General features: G+C 71.7%; 15 protein-coding genes. 10 read left to right on the forward strand and 5 right to left on the reverse strand.

Going from position 1 to position 16,608, the window contains the following annotated elements; translation table 11 throughout:
- Nucleotides 1-87: 87 nt before the first annotated feature.
- Nucleotides 88-1,494 carry an AmmeMemoRadiSam system protein B gene (gene amrB / locus ACFOGJ_RS06190; protein ID WP_379898943.1) on the forward strand — a complete coding sequence of 469 codons (1,407 nt, stop codon included), beginning with the start codon at nt 88-90 and terminating at the stop codon, nt 1,492-1,494.
- Nucleotides 1,495-1,718: 224 nt separating this feature from the next.
- Entirely contained in the window at nt 1,719-2,168 is a 450-nt protein-coding gene (locus tag ACFOGJ_RS06195; protein WP_379898944.1) for a response regulator, read from the forward strand.
- Between the two features lie 19 nt (nt 2,169-2,187).
- Here the strand turns inward: ACFOGJ_RS06195 and ACFOGJ_RS06200 are convergent, their stop codons facing one another.
- Together ACFOGJ_RS06200 and ACFOGJ_RS06205 are read right to left on the reverse strand one after the other, a co-directional pair.
- Complete coding sequence (locus ACFOGJ_RS06200) at nt 2,188-2,952, reverse strand: SDR family NAD(P)-dependent oxidoreductase (RefSeq protein ID WP_379898945.1); 765 nt, start codon at nt 2,950-2,952, stop codon at nt 2,188-2,190.
- Nucleotides 2,953-2,981: 29 nt separating this feature from the next.
- Entirely contained in the window at nt 2,982-4,178 is a 1,197-nt protein-coding gene (locus ACFOGJ_RS06205; RefSeq protein WP_379898946.1) for an epoxide hydrolase family protein, read from the reverse strand.
- A 147-nt stretch (nt 4,179-4,325) separates the two neighbouring features.
- Between ACFOGJ_RS06205 and ACFOGJ_RS06210 the strand changes: the two genes are divergently transcribed.
- The 3 genes from ACFOGJ_RS06210 to ACFOGJ_RS06220 are packed head-to-tail and all read left to right on the forward strand — an operon-like array spanning nt 4,326 to nt 10,083.
- On the forward strand, nt 4,326-5,234 hold the full coding sequence (locus ACFOGJ_RS06210) for a DMT family transporter (RefSeq protein ID WP_379898948.1): 909 nt from the start codon (nt 4,326-4,328) through the stop codon (nt 5,232-5,234).
- A gap of 6 nt (nt 5,235-5,240) precedes the next feature.
- Entirely contained in the window at nt 5,241-6,557 is a 1,317-nt protein-coding gene (locus tag ACFOGJ_RS06215) for a metallophosphoesterase family protein (protein ID WP_379898949.1), read from the forward strand.
- Between the two features lies 1 nt (nt 6,558).
- A complete protein-coding gene (locus ACFOGJ_RS06220) occupies nt 6,559-10,083 on the forward strand; it encodes an ATP-binding protein (protein WP_379898951.1) in 3,525 nt (1,174 codons plus the stop codon).
- A 21-nt stretch (nt 10,084-10,104) separates the two neighbouring features.
- Here ACFOGJ_RS06220 and ACFOGJ_RS06225 read toward each other — a convergent pair whose 3' ends face one another.
- Complete coding sequence (locus ACFOGJ_RS06225; RefSeq protein ID WP_379898960.1) at nt 10,105-10,320, reverse strand: HepT-like ribonuclease domain-containing protein; 216 nt, start codon at nt 10,318-10,320, stop codon at nt 10,105-10,107.
- Between ACFOGJ_RS06225 and ACFOGJ_RS06230 the strand changes: the two genes are divergently transcribed.
- On the forward strand, nt 10,255-10,791 hold the full coding sequence (locus tag ACFOGJ_RS06230; RefSeq protein WP_379898961.1) for a hypothetical protein: 537 nt from the start codon (nt 10,255-10,257) through the stop codon (nt 10,789-10,791). The two genes, ACFOGJ_RS06225 and ACFOGJ_RS06230, sit on opposite strands and share 66 nt — an antisense overlap.
- Before the next feature lie 8 nt (nt 10,792-10,799).
- Here the strand turns inward: ACFOGJ_RS06230 and ACFOGJ_RS06235 are convergent, their stop codons facing one another.
- On the reverse strand, nt 10,800-12,971 hold the full coding sequence (locus ACFOGJ_RS06235) for an alpha/beta hydrolase fold domain-containing protein (protein ID WP_379898952.1): 2,172 nt from the start codon (nt 12,969-12,971) through the stop codon (nt 10,800-10,802).
- Between the two features lie 95 nt (nt 12,972-13,066).
- Between ACFOGJ_RS06235 and ACFOGJ_RS06240 the strand changes: the two genes are divergently transcribed.
- The 3 genes from ACFOGJ_RS06240 (at nt 13,067) to ACFOGJ_RS06250 (ending at nt 14,578) form a co-directional block, all read left to right on the forward strand.
- Nucleotides 13,067-13,813, forward strand: a complete 747-nt coding sequence (locus tag ACFOGJ_RS06240; protein WP_379898953.1) for a TetR/AcrR family transcriptional regulator — start codon at nt 13,067-13,069, stop codon at nt 13,811-13,813.
- An 86-nt stretch (nt 13,814-13,899) separates the two neighbouring features.
- Complete coding sequence (locus tag ACFOGJ_RS06245; protein ID WP_379898954.1) at nt 13,900-14,139, forward strand: AbrB/MazE/SpoVT family DNA-binding domain-containing protein; 240 nt, start codon at nt 13,900-13,902, stop codon at nt 14,137-14,139.
- A 10-nt stretch (nt 14,140-14,149) separates the two neighbouring features.
- Nucleotides 14,150-14,578: a type II toxin-antitoxin system VapC family toxin gene (locus ACFOGJ_RS06250; RefSeq protein WP_379898955.1), complete on the forward strand. Its 429-nt coding sequence runs from the start codon at nt 14,150-14,152 to the stop codon at nt 14,576-14,578.
- 43 nt (nt 14,579-14,621) lie between these two features.
- Here ACFOGJ_RS06250 and ACFOGJ_RS06255 read toward each other — a convergent pair whose 3' ends face one another.
- A complete protein-coding gene (locus tag ACFOGJ_RS06255; RefSeq protein ID WP_379898956.1) occupies nt 14,622-15,350 on the reverse strand; it encodes a hypothetical protein in 729 nt (242 codons plus the stop codon).
- A gap of 364 nt (nt 15,351-15,714) precedes the next feature.
- Between ACFOGJ_RS06255 and ACFOGJ_RS06260 the strand changes: the two genes are divergently transcribed.
- A complete protein-coding gene (locus ACFOGJ_RS06260) occupies nt 15,715-16,320 on the forward strand; it encodes a DUF2889 domain-containing protein (RefSeq protein WP_379898957.1) in 606 nt (201 codons plus the stop codon).
- The last annotated feature ends 288 nt before the right edge of the window (nt 16,321-16,608 follow it).

Genomic DNA, 16,608 nt, shown 5'->3' on the forward strand with positions numbered 1-16,608 from the left:
ACGGACACTGATGGACCCGCGACCTTTCTGTATACTTGCAAAGGGGAATCGCACCGCCATTCCCGGCTGCATCACGGACCGACCGCCATGACCCAGAGCGCAACCGCACCGCACCTTCCTGGCGCGCAGGAGATCCGCGAACCGGCGGTGGCCGGCGCCTTCTACCCGGCCGCGCCGGCCGCCCTGCGCAAGCAGGTGGACGAGCTGCTGGCCGCCGCGCCGGACCTGGACCTGCCGGCGCCGAAGGCGATCGTCGCGCCGCATGCCGGCTATATCTATTCCGGTGCGCTGGCGGCGCAGGCCTATGCCCGGCTGCGCCCGGCGCGCGACCGGATCCGCCGGGTGATCCTGCTGGGCCCGGCGCACCGGGTCGCCTTCCAGGGCATCGCGGTGCCGACGGTCGCCGCCTTCCAGACACCGCTGGGGCCGGTACGGGTGGACCGCGAGGCTGCCGCCGCGATCGCCGACATGCCGCAGGTGCACCAGCTGGATGCCGCCCATGCGCTGGAACACAGCCTGGAGGTGCACCTGCCCTTCCTGCAGCGGGTTCTGGACGATGTCGCCGTGCTGCCGTTGGTGGTCGGGCCGACCGAGCCGCTGGCCGTGGCACAGGTGCTGGAACGGCTCTGGGGCGGGCCGGAGACCGCGATCGTGATCTCCTCCGACCTCAGCCATTATCACGGCTATGACGATGCGCGGGGCCGCGATTCCGCCACCGCCAGCCGGATCGAGGCGCTGGATTTCGGCAAGATCGACGGCCATGGCGCCTGCGGCGCCTATCCGCTGAACGGCCTTCTGCTGATGGCGCGCCATCGCGGCCTCTGCGCCACCCGGATCGGGCTGTGCAATTCCGGCGACACCGCCGGCGACCGCAGCCGGGTGGTCGGCTACGGCGCCTGGGCGTTCAGCCCCTGCGGCACCCGGGAATTCGCGGTCGGCCAGCGCCACGCCATGCTCGACCTGGCGGTGCGCGCGATCCGCTCCGGCCTGCGCAGCGGCAAGCGGCCGGAGGTGCGGATCGAGACCTTCTCCCCGCCGCTGCAGACCCTGCGCGCCTGCTTCGTGACCCTGAAGAAGGAGGGGCGGCTGCGCGGCTGCATCGGCTCGCTGGCCGCGACCCGGCCGCTGGCCGCCGACATCGCCTGGAACGCCTGGTCGGCTGCCTTCGCCGATCCGCGCTTCCCGAAGCTGACCCCGCAGGAACTGCCGGGCCTGAACGTCGGCATCTCCGTCCTGTCGCCGCCGCATCCGCTGCATGTGGCGGACGAGGCCGACCTGAAGGCGAAGCTGCGCCCCGGGGTCGACGGCCTGATCATCGCCGACGGCGACAGGCGCGCGACCTTCCTGCCCCAGGTCTGGGAGGACCTGCAGGATGTCGACACCTTCCTCGCCCATCTGAAGCGCAAGGCCGGCATGGCGCCCGACCACTGGTCGGACAGCATGCAGGTCAGCCGCTACACGGCCGAGAGCTTCGCCGCGCCGGTGCCGGGCTGAGAGTTGGATCCGGCAGCTTCCACCGCGAAGCCATGTGCGGACGACGATTTCTTAGCATCTGGTAACCATTTCTTGCGACTTCCGGGATTACACCGGGCCTTCACAAGCGACGCGAATGTCGACCCAGCGGTGAGCGGCACGCCCCTCCGACGTCGGAGTGCCAGGCGACCGCCACAAGAGCGAGCCGGGCGTTCGGAAGCGGCCAGAAAAGCGAGACCGACGTCGTGAAAGCAAAAAGAACCAGGCCCGTCATCCTGCTCGCCGATGACGATCCCGACGACCGCGAGATGGTGCGCGAGGCCCTGCAGGAGGCAGGGGTCGCATGCGACATCCGCGAGGTCGCGGACGGAGAGGAACTGATCGACTACCTGATGCAACAGGGTCGGTATGCCGAAGCTGCCACGGCGCCTGCGCCGGACCTGATCTTCCTCGACCTCAACATGCCGAAGGTGAACGGCTTCGAGGCGCTCGCTAGGATCAGGGCGGAACCCAGGATCGCATCGATCCCGGTGCTGGTTCTCTCCACCGCCGACGCGCCGGAGCAGGTGCGCAAAGTCTATGCAGAGGGCGGGCAGACCTATCTGGTCAAGCCAGCCTCTTTCGACAGGCTGGTGGAGACCATGCAGCGCACCGAACAGTACTGGTGCGACACCGCCGTCCTCCCGCCGCACTGACCGGGCGCGACCGCCCGCCTCACACGTGCATGCCGCCATCGACGGTGAAGACGCCGCCGGTGGAAAAGCTGGACTGGTCGGAGGCCAGGAACAGCACCACCTTCGCCACCTCGTCGGCGCTGCCGTGGCGGCCCATCGGGATCCGTTCGTTCAGGAAGGCGGTGGCGTCCATCCCCAGAACCTTGGTCAGCCGTTCCTCCAGCTCGCCCTGGAAGTCGTTGTCGATCGGCCCGGGGCAGATCGCGTTCACCCGGATGCGCCGCGCCGCCATCTCCTTCGCCGCGGTGCGGACCAGGCCGATCACCGCATGTTTCGAGGTGGCATAGGCGCTGATCCCCGGATCGGCGGTCAGGCCGGCGACGCTGGAGGTGACGATCACGCTGCCGCCGTCCTTCATCGCCGGGAAGCCGTACTTCATCGCCAGGAACGGCCCGCGCACGTTGACCGCCATCACCTGGTCGAAGACCTCCTCCGGATAGTCGGTGATCGGCACCATCGCCCCGTTGATGCCGGCATTGGCGAAGATCGCGTCGATCGGCCCGAACCGGTCCACGCTTGCGGCAATCATGGCCTGCACCGCCGCCGGCACCGACACGTCGGCCGCGTGCAGCCCGATCCGCGGCGCCCATTCGCCCAGGCGGCCGCGGGCCTCCTTCAGCTCCGCCTCGTCCCGGTCGACCAGCATCACCTGCGCGCCCTCGCCAAGCAGCCGGCGTGCCGCGGCAAGGCCCAGGCTGCCGGCGCCGCCGGTCACGATGCAATGCCTGCCGTCCATGAAGCCCATTGGTCCGCTCCCGTTTGCTTGAAGCCGCGTCAGCGATAGCGGCGGAAGAAGCTGCGCAGGTCGGCGACGAAGGCCGGCCCGTTGTCCATCGCCACGAAATGCCCGCCATCGGCGGCGTCGGTGCGATGGGTGACGTTGAAGACCCGCTCCACCAGGCTCTGCGGCGGCAGCGGAAACAGGTCCTTCGGCGGCAGGAAGAAGCCGGTCGGCACCTCGCAGCGCATGCCGGCGGGCAGCGCGATGCCGCCGCCCGGCGCCTCCGCATTGTTGACCGCCCAGTAGGTCCAGTTCGCGGTCGAGATCGAATTGGTGATCCAGTAGGTGAGGAGATTGTCGATCAGGTCGTCCATGGCGAAGGGCGGCTCGACCGAAGCCGGCGCGCCGGGTGCGCCCTGGAACTTTTCCACCAGCCAGCCGGCGAGCCCGATCGGGCTGTCGCTGAGGGCATAGCCGATGCTGGTCGGCTTTGTGCCCTGGATCTGCCAGTAGGCGCCCTGGCGGGCCAGCCGCTTCTCCACCCGGGCGAACCAGGCCAGCTCTTCCGCGCTGAGGGTCGCGCGCAGCGCATCGTCCAGCAGCGGCCGGAAGGCCAGCATGTTCAGGTGGATCGCCGCGACCCGGTCCGGATGGTCGGTGGCCAGCCAGGCGGTGACGACCGAGCCCCAGTCGCCGGCGGCGGCGAAGACACGCTCCAGCCCCAGTTCGTCGCGCAGCAGCCGCGCCCAGAGGGCGGCAATCTCGCGCGGGTGGATCGGCCGTTTCAGGCCGGTGGAAAAGCCGTAGCCCGGCAGGGTCGGGCAGATCACGGTGAATGCATCGGCCGGGTCGCCGCCATGCGCCGCCGGGTCGGCCAGGGCATCGACGATGTCGCTGAATTCCAGCACCGATCCCGGCCAGCCATGGGTCAGCACCAGCGGCAGCGGGTCCGGCCCCCGCCCCTCGCGCAGGACATAGTGAATCTGCAGGTCGCCATGCGCGCCGGCATCCATCTGCGCCAGGAACTGCGGGTGCCGGTTCAGCCGCGCCTCCGCAGCCGCCCAGTCATAGCCGTCGCGCCAATGGGCGGCGAAGCGCTTCATGTAGGCCAGGTTGGCGCCGTACAGCCAGCCGGGCTCGTCATCCGGTTCCGCCGGCCAGCGGATGCGCTCGAGTCGCCCCTTCAGGTCGGCGATCATGTCGGGGTCGAGCCGCACGGTGAACGGGCGGTGGCGGGGATTTCCGGGCATGCGTGCGGGCTGGTCCAGGTGGCGGGCGGTTCCCGGCTGGCCTCCTGCCGGCCGGGCGGTCATGCTGCACAGCCTAGCCGCCGCGGCGGGCGCGGGACAACGCCGCCCGCCGAGCGGCGCTGTGCAAAGGGGGAGGGTGGCGCGCGCATGGTCCGCAATCTGGTGCTGATCCTGCTGGCAGGGCTCAATTTCAGTTTCCTGTTCCCGGTCAACGTACTGGCCTTCCGCGCCGGCATCCCGGCCACCGCCTATGTCTTCTGGTATGCCCTGGGCGCCGGCGCGATCGTGCTGGCCATCGCCCTGGCCAAGGGCCAGGTGCCGCGCCTGGCCTGGCCGCACCTGAAGTCGAACCTGATCTCCGGCCTGCTGGGCTTCGCCTTTCCCTTTGCGCTGCTGGCCTTCGTCTCCGGCAAGCTGCCGACCGGGATCGCGGCGCTGCTGATCGTGCTGACCCCCGCCTTCACCTACCTGGTCTCGCTGGCCGCACGGGCCAGCCGCTTCCACCCGATGCCGGCCGCCGGCCTGGTCCTGGCCGTTATCGGCGTGCTGGTGATGGTGGTGCCGGCCGGCGCCCTGCCGACGCCGGACATGGCCGGCTGGTTCCTGCTGGCCCTGCTGGTGCCGTTCTGCTTCGCGGTGCTGAACGTCTATGTCCAGCTGTACCGGCCGCCGGCGGCGCCCGACTTCGCGCTGGCCAGCGGCCTGCTGTTCGCCGGGGTGGCCGGCCTGGCGGTGCTGGTCGTGGCGACCGGGCAATACTATCTGCCGTTCCAGAACGGCGACCCGCAGGAATGGGCGCTGCCGGCGGCGATGGCGATCAACGCCATCGTCTGGCCGTTCTTCTTCTACCTGATCAACCGCACCGGGGCGGTTCTGTTCTCGATGATGAACGTGGTGGGCCTGGTGTTCGGCACCTTCTGGGGGATCCTGATCTTTGCCGACAGCCATTCGCCGCTGGTCTGGGTCGCCGGCCTGCTGATGCTGGTCGGCTTCTTCCTGGTGGTCCTGGCGCCGCAGGCGGCGCCCGCCGCCGCTGCCGGGCGCGAAGCGGCCTGAGGCGTGATGGCGTTCCGCTTCCTGCACACTGCCGACATCCACCTGGACAGCCCGCTGCGCGGCCTTGCCGGGCAGCAGGGCGCGGCGGCCGACCGGATCCGCACGGCCACCCGCGCCGCCTTCGACGCGCTGGTCGGCCGCGCGGTGGAGGAAGCGGTGGATTTCGTCGTGATCGCCGGCGACCTCTATGACGGCGACTGGCGCGACTACCAGACCGGCCTGTTCTTCGTCGCCCAGATGGGCCGGCTGGCGCAGGCCCGCATCCCGGTCTTCCTGGCGCTGGGCAACCATGACGCCCAGAACCGCATCACCCGCAGCCTGACCCTGCCCGACAACGTCACCGTCTTTCCGGCCAAGGCGGCGGCCAGCGCCGAACTGCCCGAGATCGGCGCGGTCCTGCACGGCCGGTCGTTCCGGCAGCGCGACGAGACGGAGGATTTCGTCCCCGGCTATCCGGAGCCGGTGGCCGGCGCCTTCAACATCGGCGTGCTGCACACCGGCCTGGGCGGCCGCGGCGGTCATGCCGACTATGCCCCCTGCTCCCTGCCAGAGCTGGTGGCGAAGGGCTACGACTATTGGGCGCTGGGCCATGTCCACCAGGCGGAGGTGCTGCACGAGGCGCCGCACGTGGTCTTCCCCGGCAACCTGCAGGGCCGCCATGTGCGTGAGACGGGGCCGAAGGGCGCCACCCTGGTGACGGTCGCCGACGGCGCGGTGACCGGCCTGACCCGCTGGGAGGTTGACGTCGTGCGCTGGGCTTTGCTGCCGGTCGATGCCGCCGGCTGCGACCGCATGACCGAGGTGGAGGCGCGCATCCGCGACGCGATCGAGGCGGCGGCCGGCCGCGATGCCGGTACCAACGGCGACCGCCTGCTGGCAATCCGCATCGAGCTGCAGGGCGCCACCGCCCTGCATGCCGCCCTGGCCGGCGCGGCGGAGCGGCTGCTGGCGGAGGCGCGCGCCGCCGCCGCCGGCCTGGGCGACGGCATCGCCTGGGTGGAGAAGGTGAAGCCGGCCACGGCGCCGCCGCCCGATGCCGCAGCCCAGGCCGCCCGGCAGGACGCCCTGGGCGACCTGCAGCGGATGCTGGATGCGGCCGCCGCCGACCCCGACCTGGCCGCCCGGCTGGACGCGGAGGTGGGCGAGATGGCGCGCCGCCTGCCGGCGGAGCTGCGCGCAGAGGCGGAGGATCCGGCACTGCAGGCCGCCCTGGAGGGCGATACCGCCGCCCTGGTCGCGGAGGCGCGCCGCCTGCTGGATGCCAGCCTGGCCGACGACCTGCCCGAAAGCCTGCCCGACACCCTGTCCGGCAGCGGGAGCTGAGATGCGCCTGCGCCGGCTGGACCTGATCCGCTACGGCCGCTTCACCGACCGGGCGCTGGACCTGCCGCCACCCGCGGCCGGCGGCATCGACCTGCAGATCCTGTTCGGCCCGAACGAGGCCGGCAAGTCGACCGCACTGTCGGCGCTGGAGGACCTGCTGTTCGGCATCCCGGCGCGGTCGCCGCTGAACTTCCTGCACGACTATCCGGCGATGCGCCTGGGCGCTGTGCTGGAGGCAGAGGGCGAGCGGCTGGAACTGCGTCGGCGCAAGGGCAACCGCGACACGCTGCTGACGGTGGAGGAGTCGCCCCTGCCCGGCGGCGAGGCGGCGCTGGCGCCGTTCCTGGGCGGCGCCGACCGCGCCTTCTTCGAGCGCATGTTCAGCCTGGATCATGGCCGCCTGCGCAGCGGCGGCCGGGAAATCCTGGAGGCGCAGGGCGAGGTCGGCCGCATGCTGTTCGCCGCCGGCGCCGGCCTGGGCGGCCTGCGGGAGCGGCTGGCGGCGCTGCAGCAGGATGCGGATGCCCTGTGGGGCCCACGCAAGGCGGCGCGGCGCGCCTATGCGCAGGCGGAGGACAGGCTGAAGTCGGCGGAACAGGCACTGCGCGAACAGACGGTGACCGCCGCCCGCTGGCAGGAGCTGCGCCGCGACCGGGATGCGGCCGATACCGCCTATGCCGAAGCCGAGGCGCGGATCCAGGAACGGGCGGCGGAGCGCAGCCGGCTCGCCCGCATCCGCCGGGTGCATGGCGATGTCCACCGCATGGCGGAGCTGGACGGTACGATCGCGGGCCTGGACGGGGTGCCGGACCTGCCCGCCGATGCCGGGCAGCGGCTGGATACGGCACTGCGCGCGGCGGAAAGGGCCGATGCGCGGCTGGAGCCGGCACGGGCACAGCTGGCGGAGCTGCAGGCCGCCCATGACGCGCTGCAGCCCGATCCGGCGCTGCTGGCGCGGCGCGACGATATCCGGCAGTTGGACGAACGGCGCAGCGAGGTGCGCCCCGAACGGGCCAGCCTGCCGAAGCGGCGTCAGGAACTGGCCGCGGCGGAGGCGAAGCTGCAGCGCCTGGCGGAAGGACTGGACTGGCCGTCGCTGTCGCCGGCCGATCTGCTGGCCCGCATCCCGGCGCGGCCGAAGCTGGAGGCGCTGACCGCCCAGCTGACCCGCCGCGGCGCCGTCGCTGCCGCCCTGGACGCGGCCCGCACCGCGCTGAAGGAGGCGCAGGCGAAACGGGAGGAGGCCGCCCGCGCCCTGGCGGCGGCACCGGACGCGGCCGATACCGCCCGCCTGGCGGCGGAGCTGCGCGCCCGGCAGGAGGCCGGCGACCCGGCGCCACGGATCGAGGCGGCGGCGCGCCGCCTGGCAGAAGCGGAGACGGCGCTGCGCCAGGGGCTGGACGGGCTGCGGCCGGCGCTGCCGGACATCGCCGCGCTGGCGGCACTGGCGGTGCCGCCGCGCGCCACCGTGCAGGACTGGCGGGATGCCGGCCGGGACCTGGCGCAGCGCCGCCGCACCTGCGCCGAGCAGCGCCAGGCGGCGGAGGCGGAGCGCGACCGCCACCGCGCCGCGGCGGACCGCATCCGCAGCAGCGGCGATGCCGTCGGGCCGGAGGAAATGCAGGCGGCACGGGACGCGCGCGACCGCGGCTGGCAGGATCTGCGCCGCCGGCTCGCCGCGGCGGAACCGCCGGCGGACGGCGCGCTCGACGGCCATGAGGCGGCGGTACAGGCCGCGGATGCCCTGGCCGACCGCCGCTTCGAGACCGCAGAGGCGGCGGGGCAGCTGGCCGCCAGGGAGCGGCAGCTGGGGGAGCAGGAGGACCTGCTGGCCGGGCTGCAGCGCCGCGCGGAGATGCTGGCGACAGAGACCGACCGCATGGCGGCGGACTGGCGCGCGCTTTGGGCCGGCCTGCCGGAGGCGCCCGGCACCGCCGATGCGATGCTGGACTGGCTGGATGCAAGGGCCGACCTGCTGCGCCGGGAGGCGGACCGCGCGGCCGCGGAGCGGGAACTGACGGCCCTGCGGGCGGCCGAGGCCGAGGGTCGCAGCGCGTTGCTTGCGGCCATGGCCGGCCTCGGAGACGACGAAGCGGCCCGGGCGGCGCCCCTGCACGATCGCCCGCTGGCAGTGGTGCAGCAGGCCGCCGCCGCCTGCCTGCAGCGCCACGAGCGATTGGCCGAGGCGCGGACCCGGGCAGCAGATGCCCTGCGCATGGCGGAGGCGGAGGCGGCGCGCCGGCAGGACGCGCTGGCCGATGCCGAACGGGACTGGGCGCAATGGCGCGACGCCTGGCGGGACCGCGCCGCATCCGCCGGCCTGTCGGGGGAGGAAGGGCCGGAGGAAGCGGCGGCCAAGGTCAACGCCCTGGCGGAAATGCAGGCGATCGCCGGACCGGCCGAAGCGCTGCGGCTGGACCGGATCGAGAAGATCGAGCGCGACATCGCCGCCTTCGAGGCGGAGGCGGCGGCCCTGGCCGCCGCCGTGGCACCGGACCTGGCGGAACAGGACGGCGATCCGCTGGTCCTGGAACTGGAGCGCCGCCTGGAAGCGGCGGAACGGACGGCAGCGGAGCGGGCCGGCAAGGCGCGGGAGATCACGGCGGCGGCGGAGGGCCTGGCCGCGTTGGAGGCCGAGGGCCGGGCCGCCCAGGAGGCGGTGGCGGAGCTGCAGCGCATGGCCGGAGCTGCCGACGAAGAGGCCCTGAAGGCCGCGATCGCGCAGGCGGAACGGCTGCGGGCCACCCGCGGCGAGCGCGACAGCCTGCTGCAGCGCCTGGCAGCGGCCGGCGACGGCCTGGACCCGGCGGCGCTGGCGGCGGAATGCGCGGGCGCCGATATCGACGAGGTCATGGCGCGCGAGGGGGCGCTGGAAGCGGAGCTGGCGGAGCTGAACGACCGCCTGCTGGAACTGCGCGACACGCGGCGCGACGCCCGCGCGGCGTTCGACGCGGTGGGCGGCACGGATGCGGCGGCCCGGGCGGCCGCCGACCGCCAGGCGGCGCTGGCGGAGATGCAGGAGGTGGCGGAGCGCTATGTCCGCGCGCGGTCCGCCGCATTGCTGCTGGACTGGGCGATCGACCGCTACCGGCAGGAGAAGCAGGCGCCGCTGCTGGCGCAGGCCAGCCGCCATTTCGCGATGCTGACCGGCGGCTCGTTCAGCGAGCTCGCGCTGGAATTCGGCGCCGACGACACCTTGCAACTGACCGGCCGCCGCCCCGACGGTGCCCGGGTCGGCATCGACGGCATGTCCGACGGCACCGCCGACCAGCTCTACCTCGCCCTGCGGGTCGCGGCGGTGGAGGATTATCTCGACCGCGCCCCGGCCCTGCCCTTCGTCGCCGACGACCTGTTCGTGCATTTCGACGACGACCGCGCGGAGGCCGGCTTCCGGGTACTGGCTGCCCTGGCCCGGCGCACCCAGGTGCTGGTCTTCACCCACCACCGCCACCTGGTCGACGTCGCCCGCGCCGCCCTGGGTCCCGACCTGTCCTGCCTGTCCCTGGCGGACGGCGCGGCAATCTGAGTGGCGGCCGGGCGGGCGGGCTCAGTCGGGCGCGTCCAGGGTGGACAGGAGGGCCGCGACAGCCTCGCGGAGCGCCGGCAGTTCCGTCTCCCTTATGCGCCAGACGCGTGTGTGATCGACAGCTGCGTATCCGTGGATCAGTACGTTCCGGAAACGGACGATCTCACGCAGATGCCGCACCTGAGCGGCCAACTCGGGGTCGGTCTTCGCCAGGCGGTTCAGCGCTTCGCCGATGATCTCGAACTGTCGCTCAACACCCTGGCGCTCGCCGGCCTGGCGATCCTGCTGTTCCGCGGCATCGACCCGCCGGAAGCGGCGACCCTGCCCAGGCTCAGGGTCGGACCGGGGGCATTGCTGCTGCGCGCCGGGGTGGCAACCGCCCTGGTCCTGGTGATCACCACCCTGGCCGGCCATATCGGCGAAACCTGGGCCGGCTTCCTGTCGGGCTTTCCGGTCACCCTCTACCCGGTGCTGCTGATCGCCCATCTCAGCTATTCGGAGCGGGCGGCGCACGGCATCATCAAGGGCTTCCCGCTCGGCATCGGCAGCCTGGTGGTCTGTGCCTTCGCCGCCAGCTTCCTGCTGGTGCCGATGGGCGTCTACTGGGGCATGCTCGCGGCGATCCTGGTCGCCGGCCTCTACCTCGCCGCCGTGGCCCTGGTCGTGCTGCGCAGGGCCCGCCCCGCCGTGACGGCGGACCCCGCGTAAGCCAACGGTCAGGCGACCCGCGACATCGCCTCGCCCTCGCTCAGCCGCAGCTTCGCCCACTCGGCGAAGGCGCCCATCACCTCCGTCGTTTCCGGCAGGAACGGGAACAGGGTGAAGACATGGACCGAGTCCGGGACGATCCGCAGGGTGACGTCGACCCCGGCGGCCTCCGCCCGTTCCGCCAGGCGCTCGGTATCGCTGAGCAGCACCTCGCCCTCGCTGGCCGCCAGGAACAGCGGCGGCAGGCCGGAGAAATCGCCGAACAGCGGCGAGACCATCGGGTCGGTCGGCTCGTGCCCCTGGAAGTAGGAGGCGCCGAGGAAGGTCAGCATCTCCCGCCCCGCCGCCGGGTCGTCGCCGGAGAAGGCGCGCACCGACGGCCCGCTGAGGGTCAGGTCTGCGAGCGCGCCGACCGCCAGCACACCGGCCGGCAGCGGATCGCCGGCGCGGACCAGCGCCTGCGCCAGGGCGAGCGCCAGCCCGCCGCCGGAGGATTCGCCGCTGAGGATCACCTGCCCCGCCGGCACACCGTGGCGCAGCAGCGAGCGGTAGGCGTCGATCGCGTCGTCGATCGCCGCCGGATAGGGATGCTCCGGCGCCAGCCGGTAGTCGACGGAGATGCAGGCGCCGCCCACCGCCTGCGCCAGCCGGCCGGCATAGTTCACCGAACCGGCAGCGGAACCGATGACATAGCCGCCGCCGTGGAAGTGTAGCACCGTCGGGGCATCGACCGGCATGCCCAGAGCAGTGCCTGGGGCCGCGACCCGCAGGGCCGGGACACGCTCCAGCTCGAACGGTGCGGCTTCCATGTCGGGCAGCGGCGGGAAATGGCGCGCCAGCATCCGCTCATAGCCGTCGCGCAGGCCGTCATGGCCGCGCGCGACGTCTTCCGGGGTGAAGGCGTGCTTCCAGATATCGAAGGCGCGCTGCGCCTCCGGCCGCTGCAGGGTCTTGCCCTCGCGCAGGGCGGTATGCCCCATCACATTGCCGACCGGCTCCGCCGCCGCGGCGATCACGTCATGGTCCCAGACCCAGCCCCAGGTCGTCTCCGCCAGCGGGTCGATCCGCGCGGTGCCGCGCCAGCGGCCGTTGCGGGCGGCGATGCGGTCGGGGTCGCTCTCATGCACCAGCTTCACCATCGCCCGCGCGCCCGCCTGCATGCGGGTGGTGCGCGGCCGCCGCCGCTGCTCGTACTCCGCCAGCGCCGCCGGCACCCCGGCGGCATCGGCCTGCGACAGGACGGTCGCCAGGGTCCAGGCATCCTCGATCGACTGGCAGGCGCCCTGCGCCAGGAACGGCACCATCGGATGGGCGGCATCGCCCAGCAGGCTGATCCGGCGGTCGGTCCAGCCGTCGACCGGGTCGCGATAGAACATGCCGGTGATGAAGGTGCTGTCGATCTGCTCCAGCATCTTCCGGGCGCGCGGGTCGATCCCCTCGAAGGAGGCGAGCATCTCCGCCACGTCGCCGCTGGCGGTCCAGCTTTCCCGCTGCACCTCGGTCGCGGGGACGGAGGCCAGGATGCTGTACAGGTTCTTCGGCCGCACCCAGTAGGTGACCAGGGTGCGGCCCGGGCCGACCCAGTAATTGCCGCGTTCCTCCAGGTTCAGCCCGTCCAGCCGGTCCGCCGGGATCAGCGCACGCCACATCAGGATGTTGGCGAAATGGGTCTCCTCCTCGCCGCGCAGGTGGTGGCGCACCGCGGAATGGATCCCATCGGCGCCGATCACCGCATCGCCGCGCAGCACCGTGCCGTCGGCCAGGGTGACCTGCACCCCCGCATCGTCCTGGTCGAAGGCCGTGGCCCGGGCGCCCAGCCGCACCGATTCCGCCGGCAGGGCGCCGGCCAGGATGTCGATCAGGTCGGCGCGGTGCACGTTGTAGAGCGGCGCGCCATAGCGGTCCTCCACCGCCGGGCCCAGCGGCGCGACATAGAGCATGCGCCCCGTCGCCAGGTCGCGGAAATCATAGGATTGCGGCCGCACGCCGGCGCGGTCGACCGCCGCCTCCAGCCCCAGGCGGCGCAGCACCAGGGCGCCGTTGGCGGCGATCTGGATGCCGGCGCCGATCTCGGAGAAGGCGCGCGCCTGCTCCACCACCGTGACCTCGATGCCGTGGTGGCGCAGCGCCAGCGCCGCCGCCAGGCCGCCGATCCCGCCGCCGGCGATGATGATGTGCATGGCGCACCCTCCCGTGCTATCGCTTGTTAAGCGATTTGATTAAGTGATTTCGCTTAATAACGCTATTCAGATGCGCCCCGGGGGTCAAGACGGCGATGGAGAAGGCGGCAGCGACGCAGACGGCAATGCCGGGCGGCAGCGCGCGCAGGAGCCGCGGTAGCGGCCGCGCCAACGGGGCGGAGACCAAGCGGCAGCTGAAGATCGCGGCGCAGCGGCTGTTTGCGGAGCGCGGCTTCGACGGGGTCACCGTGCAGCAGATCACCGCCGCCGCCGGCCAGCGCAACAATGCCTCCCTGCACTACCATTTCGGCAGCAAGGAGGAGCTGGCCCGGCAGCTCGTCGTCGACGGGGCGCAGCTGATCGACGGCCGCCGGCAGGCGATGCTCGACGCGCTGGAAGCGGCGCCCGGCACGATGGACCGCCGCGCCGTCATCCTGGCCCTGGTGATGCCGGTCGCCAGCCTGGGCGATGCGCCGGAGGAGCGCAGCTATCTTCGCTTCATCGCCAACCTGCAGTTCAGCCGCCGGCAGCTGCTGCGCGAGGCGCTGGGCGAGCGCTGGAACGCCGGCTACCGCCGCTGCCTGGCGCATCTGCGCCGGCTGACCCCTGAAGTGCCGCCGGCCCTGCTGGAGCAGCGCCTGTCGCTGACCGGCATCTACGGCAATGCGATCCTGGCGGCGCGCGAGGAGTTCATGGAAAGCCGCCGCGGCCGCGCCGACCGCTTCTGGGGCCATGCCCATACCCTGGAGAACATCGTCGACACCCTGCTGGCGGCGATCACCTGCCCGCCCTCGCCGGAGACCCTGGCGGCGCTGGCAGAGGACGGCGCCGACGAGGACTGAACCGGAACGACGTCGCTGGTCGGCCGCGCGGCTGGAAATCGGGACCTGCGGTATTACTTATATTGTAATACCAAGGAGGCTGAATCATGCGTGTCACGAGCAAGGGACAGGTCACGATCCCGCAGCACATCCGCGAGCACGCCGGACTGCGGCCCGGATGCGAGGTCGAGTTCACGATCGACGATGAAGGCCACGTCCGTGTCGGCTTGAAGCGGGAGCAGCCGGACAACAAGCCGCTGGCCGAAGCGATCGAGCGGCTGAAGGGCAGTGCGGATGCCGGGATGAGCACGGAGGAGATCATGGCCCTCACCCGCGACTGGCCATGAGCCGCAGGTCATGGCGGGCCTTCTGGTGGATTCCAATATCCTGATCGACATTGCCACCGGCGATCCGGCATGGCGGGACTGGTCAGCCTCCGCCCTTGCCGAAGCCGGCCGCAGCATGCGTCCTGTCATCAATCCCGTAATCTATGCGGAAGTCTCCGTCGCGTTCACCCGGATCGAAGCCTTGGAGCGCCTCCTTCCGGCAACGATGTTTCACCGCGAGGATATCCCCTGGGAGGCGGCATTCCTCGCCGGCAAGGTCTTTCGCGCCTACCGGCAGAAGGGCGGTATCCGCACATCGCCATTGCCGGACTTTTTCATCGGCGCGCATGCTGCGATCCGCGGATACGTCCTCCTGACCCACGACCGGGGCCGCTTCCGGAGCTACTTCCCTGACCTGCGTCTGATTTCGCCCCCTGTCCGAATGACCAGGACCTGCTGAATGACCAGGACCTGACACCGCCCTGCAACGACGTGTGCCGCTCTCAGGTCCGGTAGGCCAGCCGCATGCCGCCCCAGTGGCGGCCGCGCACCGTGATCGGCGCGGAAACGTCCTTCATCAGCACGAAATTGCCGCCGCCCATGTCGCGGCGATAGGTCTGCAGCAGGAAGGGTTCGCGGCTGCGGCCGGCCTTCAGCCCGACCCGGTCGTCGAACTTCCGCCGGTTGCGGGCGTTCGCGGCGTTCCAGACCGGGTCGGCGCCCTGCTTCCGGCTGAACTTCGCATTGTGGGTGGGCAGATAGCCGTTCTCGTCCACCGCGGCGCAGAACACGATGCCGGGCGCGAACTGCAGCACCGGTTCCTGGATCGGCGGCAGCAGCCGGTCGGTGACCTTCAGGCAGCCGGCGCTGAACTGCTGCGGGTCGCTGCCCGCGATGGGCCGGTAGGCACGGTCGAACAGCTCCGCCATCGAGATCTCGCCGCGGTCGACGGCCGCGGACAGCGCCTCCGACGCGGCCCGTGCCACCTGCTGCACCTTCTCGATATAGGGCCGGTCGACGCTGTCGCCGCCGGAGCGGGCGCAAAGCGCGGTCAGGCGCTCCGCGGAATCGATCAGCCGGTTCACCCGGTCGCGGGCCTGGCCCAGGGTGGTGCTGGAGCGGTCGACCTCGCCGCTGAGCCCGTCGATCGAGCTGCCGAAGCCCTTCGAGGAGTCCGCGATGCGCGCCGCATCGCCGGCGATGCCGACCGCATGGCTCCGCCGCGCCGGCAAGCTTGCGGAATTCCCCCGCCTGCCCCGCCACCCGTCCGGCGACATCGTCGATATTGCCCGCCACGTCGACGATCTCGATCGACAGCTGGCCGGCCTCCCTGGCCAGATGATCGACGACCTGGCGGTCGACCGCCTTGCGATCCAGCGCCCCCTGTCCGGCGGCCTCTGTCGCCGGTGCCGCCGCATCGCCTGCCATGGCTTCCTCCCCCCGCCAGGTGACTGATCGGCAAAAGTCTACAGAATTATGGCGGAATTGCCCGCGCCGCCCGGCACGGGGCGGCGGCGCTTGCCGATGGCTGCTGGCCCGTGCTAGCGCCCACGACAGCCCCATTTGGCAGCCCCATCCGATGGAGACGATCGACGCATGCCCACCTGGTCGAGCAATCCCGGCAGCACGCCGCCGCCCGAAATGCAGCCCCGGCCCGCCGCCGCCGCGCCGGCGGAGCGCGAGGCGCTGGTCCATACGCGCAGCCTGGACATCCGGGTGTTCCGGCGCAACGACGGCCTGTGGGATGTCGAGGGGCGGATGGTCGACATCAAGCCGGTCGCCTATCACATGAAGGATTCCTCGCGCGCTGCCGGCGAGCCGCTGCACGACATGGTGCTGTGCCTGACCATCGACGCCGACCTGACGGTCACCAGCGCCTGGGCGCATATGCACCGCGGGGCGCACGACCTCTGCCCGGCCATCACACCGGACTATTCCAAGCTGGCGGGCCTGCGCATCGGCCCGGGCTGGAATCGCAAGGTGCGCGAGCGGGTCGGCGCGATCCAGGGCTGCACCCACCTGACGGAGATGCTGGGACAGATGGCGACGGCTGCCATGCAGGGCATGTGGCAGGAACTGGCGGAGACCGGCGCGACATCCGTGCCGATCAACACCTGCCATGCCTATGCCAGCGACAGTGCCTACGTGAAGGAATTCTTCCCGGAGCATTTCGCGCCGCTGAACCGCAAGGCGGGCGGCTGACGGGGCAGGACGAGGGCCCGTCCGGGCAAACCGAACCAACACCATCCACACCGTCGTCCTCGGGCTCGACCCTACGGCATTCACACATCTCGTCAGGGAGCCAAATCAGCCCTGCGGTCCTCCCTTTTTGCCGTCATCCTCGGCCCCCGAGCCGAGGATCGTGGCAAGGCGGCGAAGCTGCGCGGCCTCCCTGTCCCGTCAGGCCACTCGGGTCAAGATCCTATGCAGGCGCGACGGGCGAGGCGTTACCGTATCGGTTTCCCACACCCAACAGCTGCATAGGAGGCA

It is taken from the genome of Marinibaculum pumilum, assembly GCF_042646425.1.
GTDB classification, from domain to species: Bacteria; Pseudomonadota; Alphaproteobacteria; order Ferrovibrionales; family Ferrovibrionaceae; genus Marinibaculum; species Marinibaculum pumilum.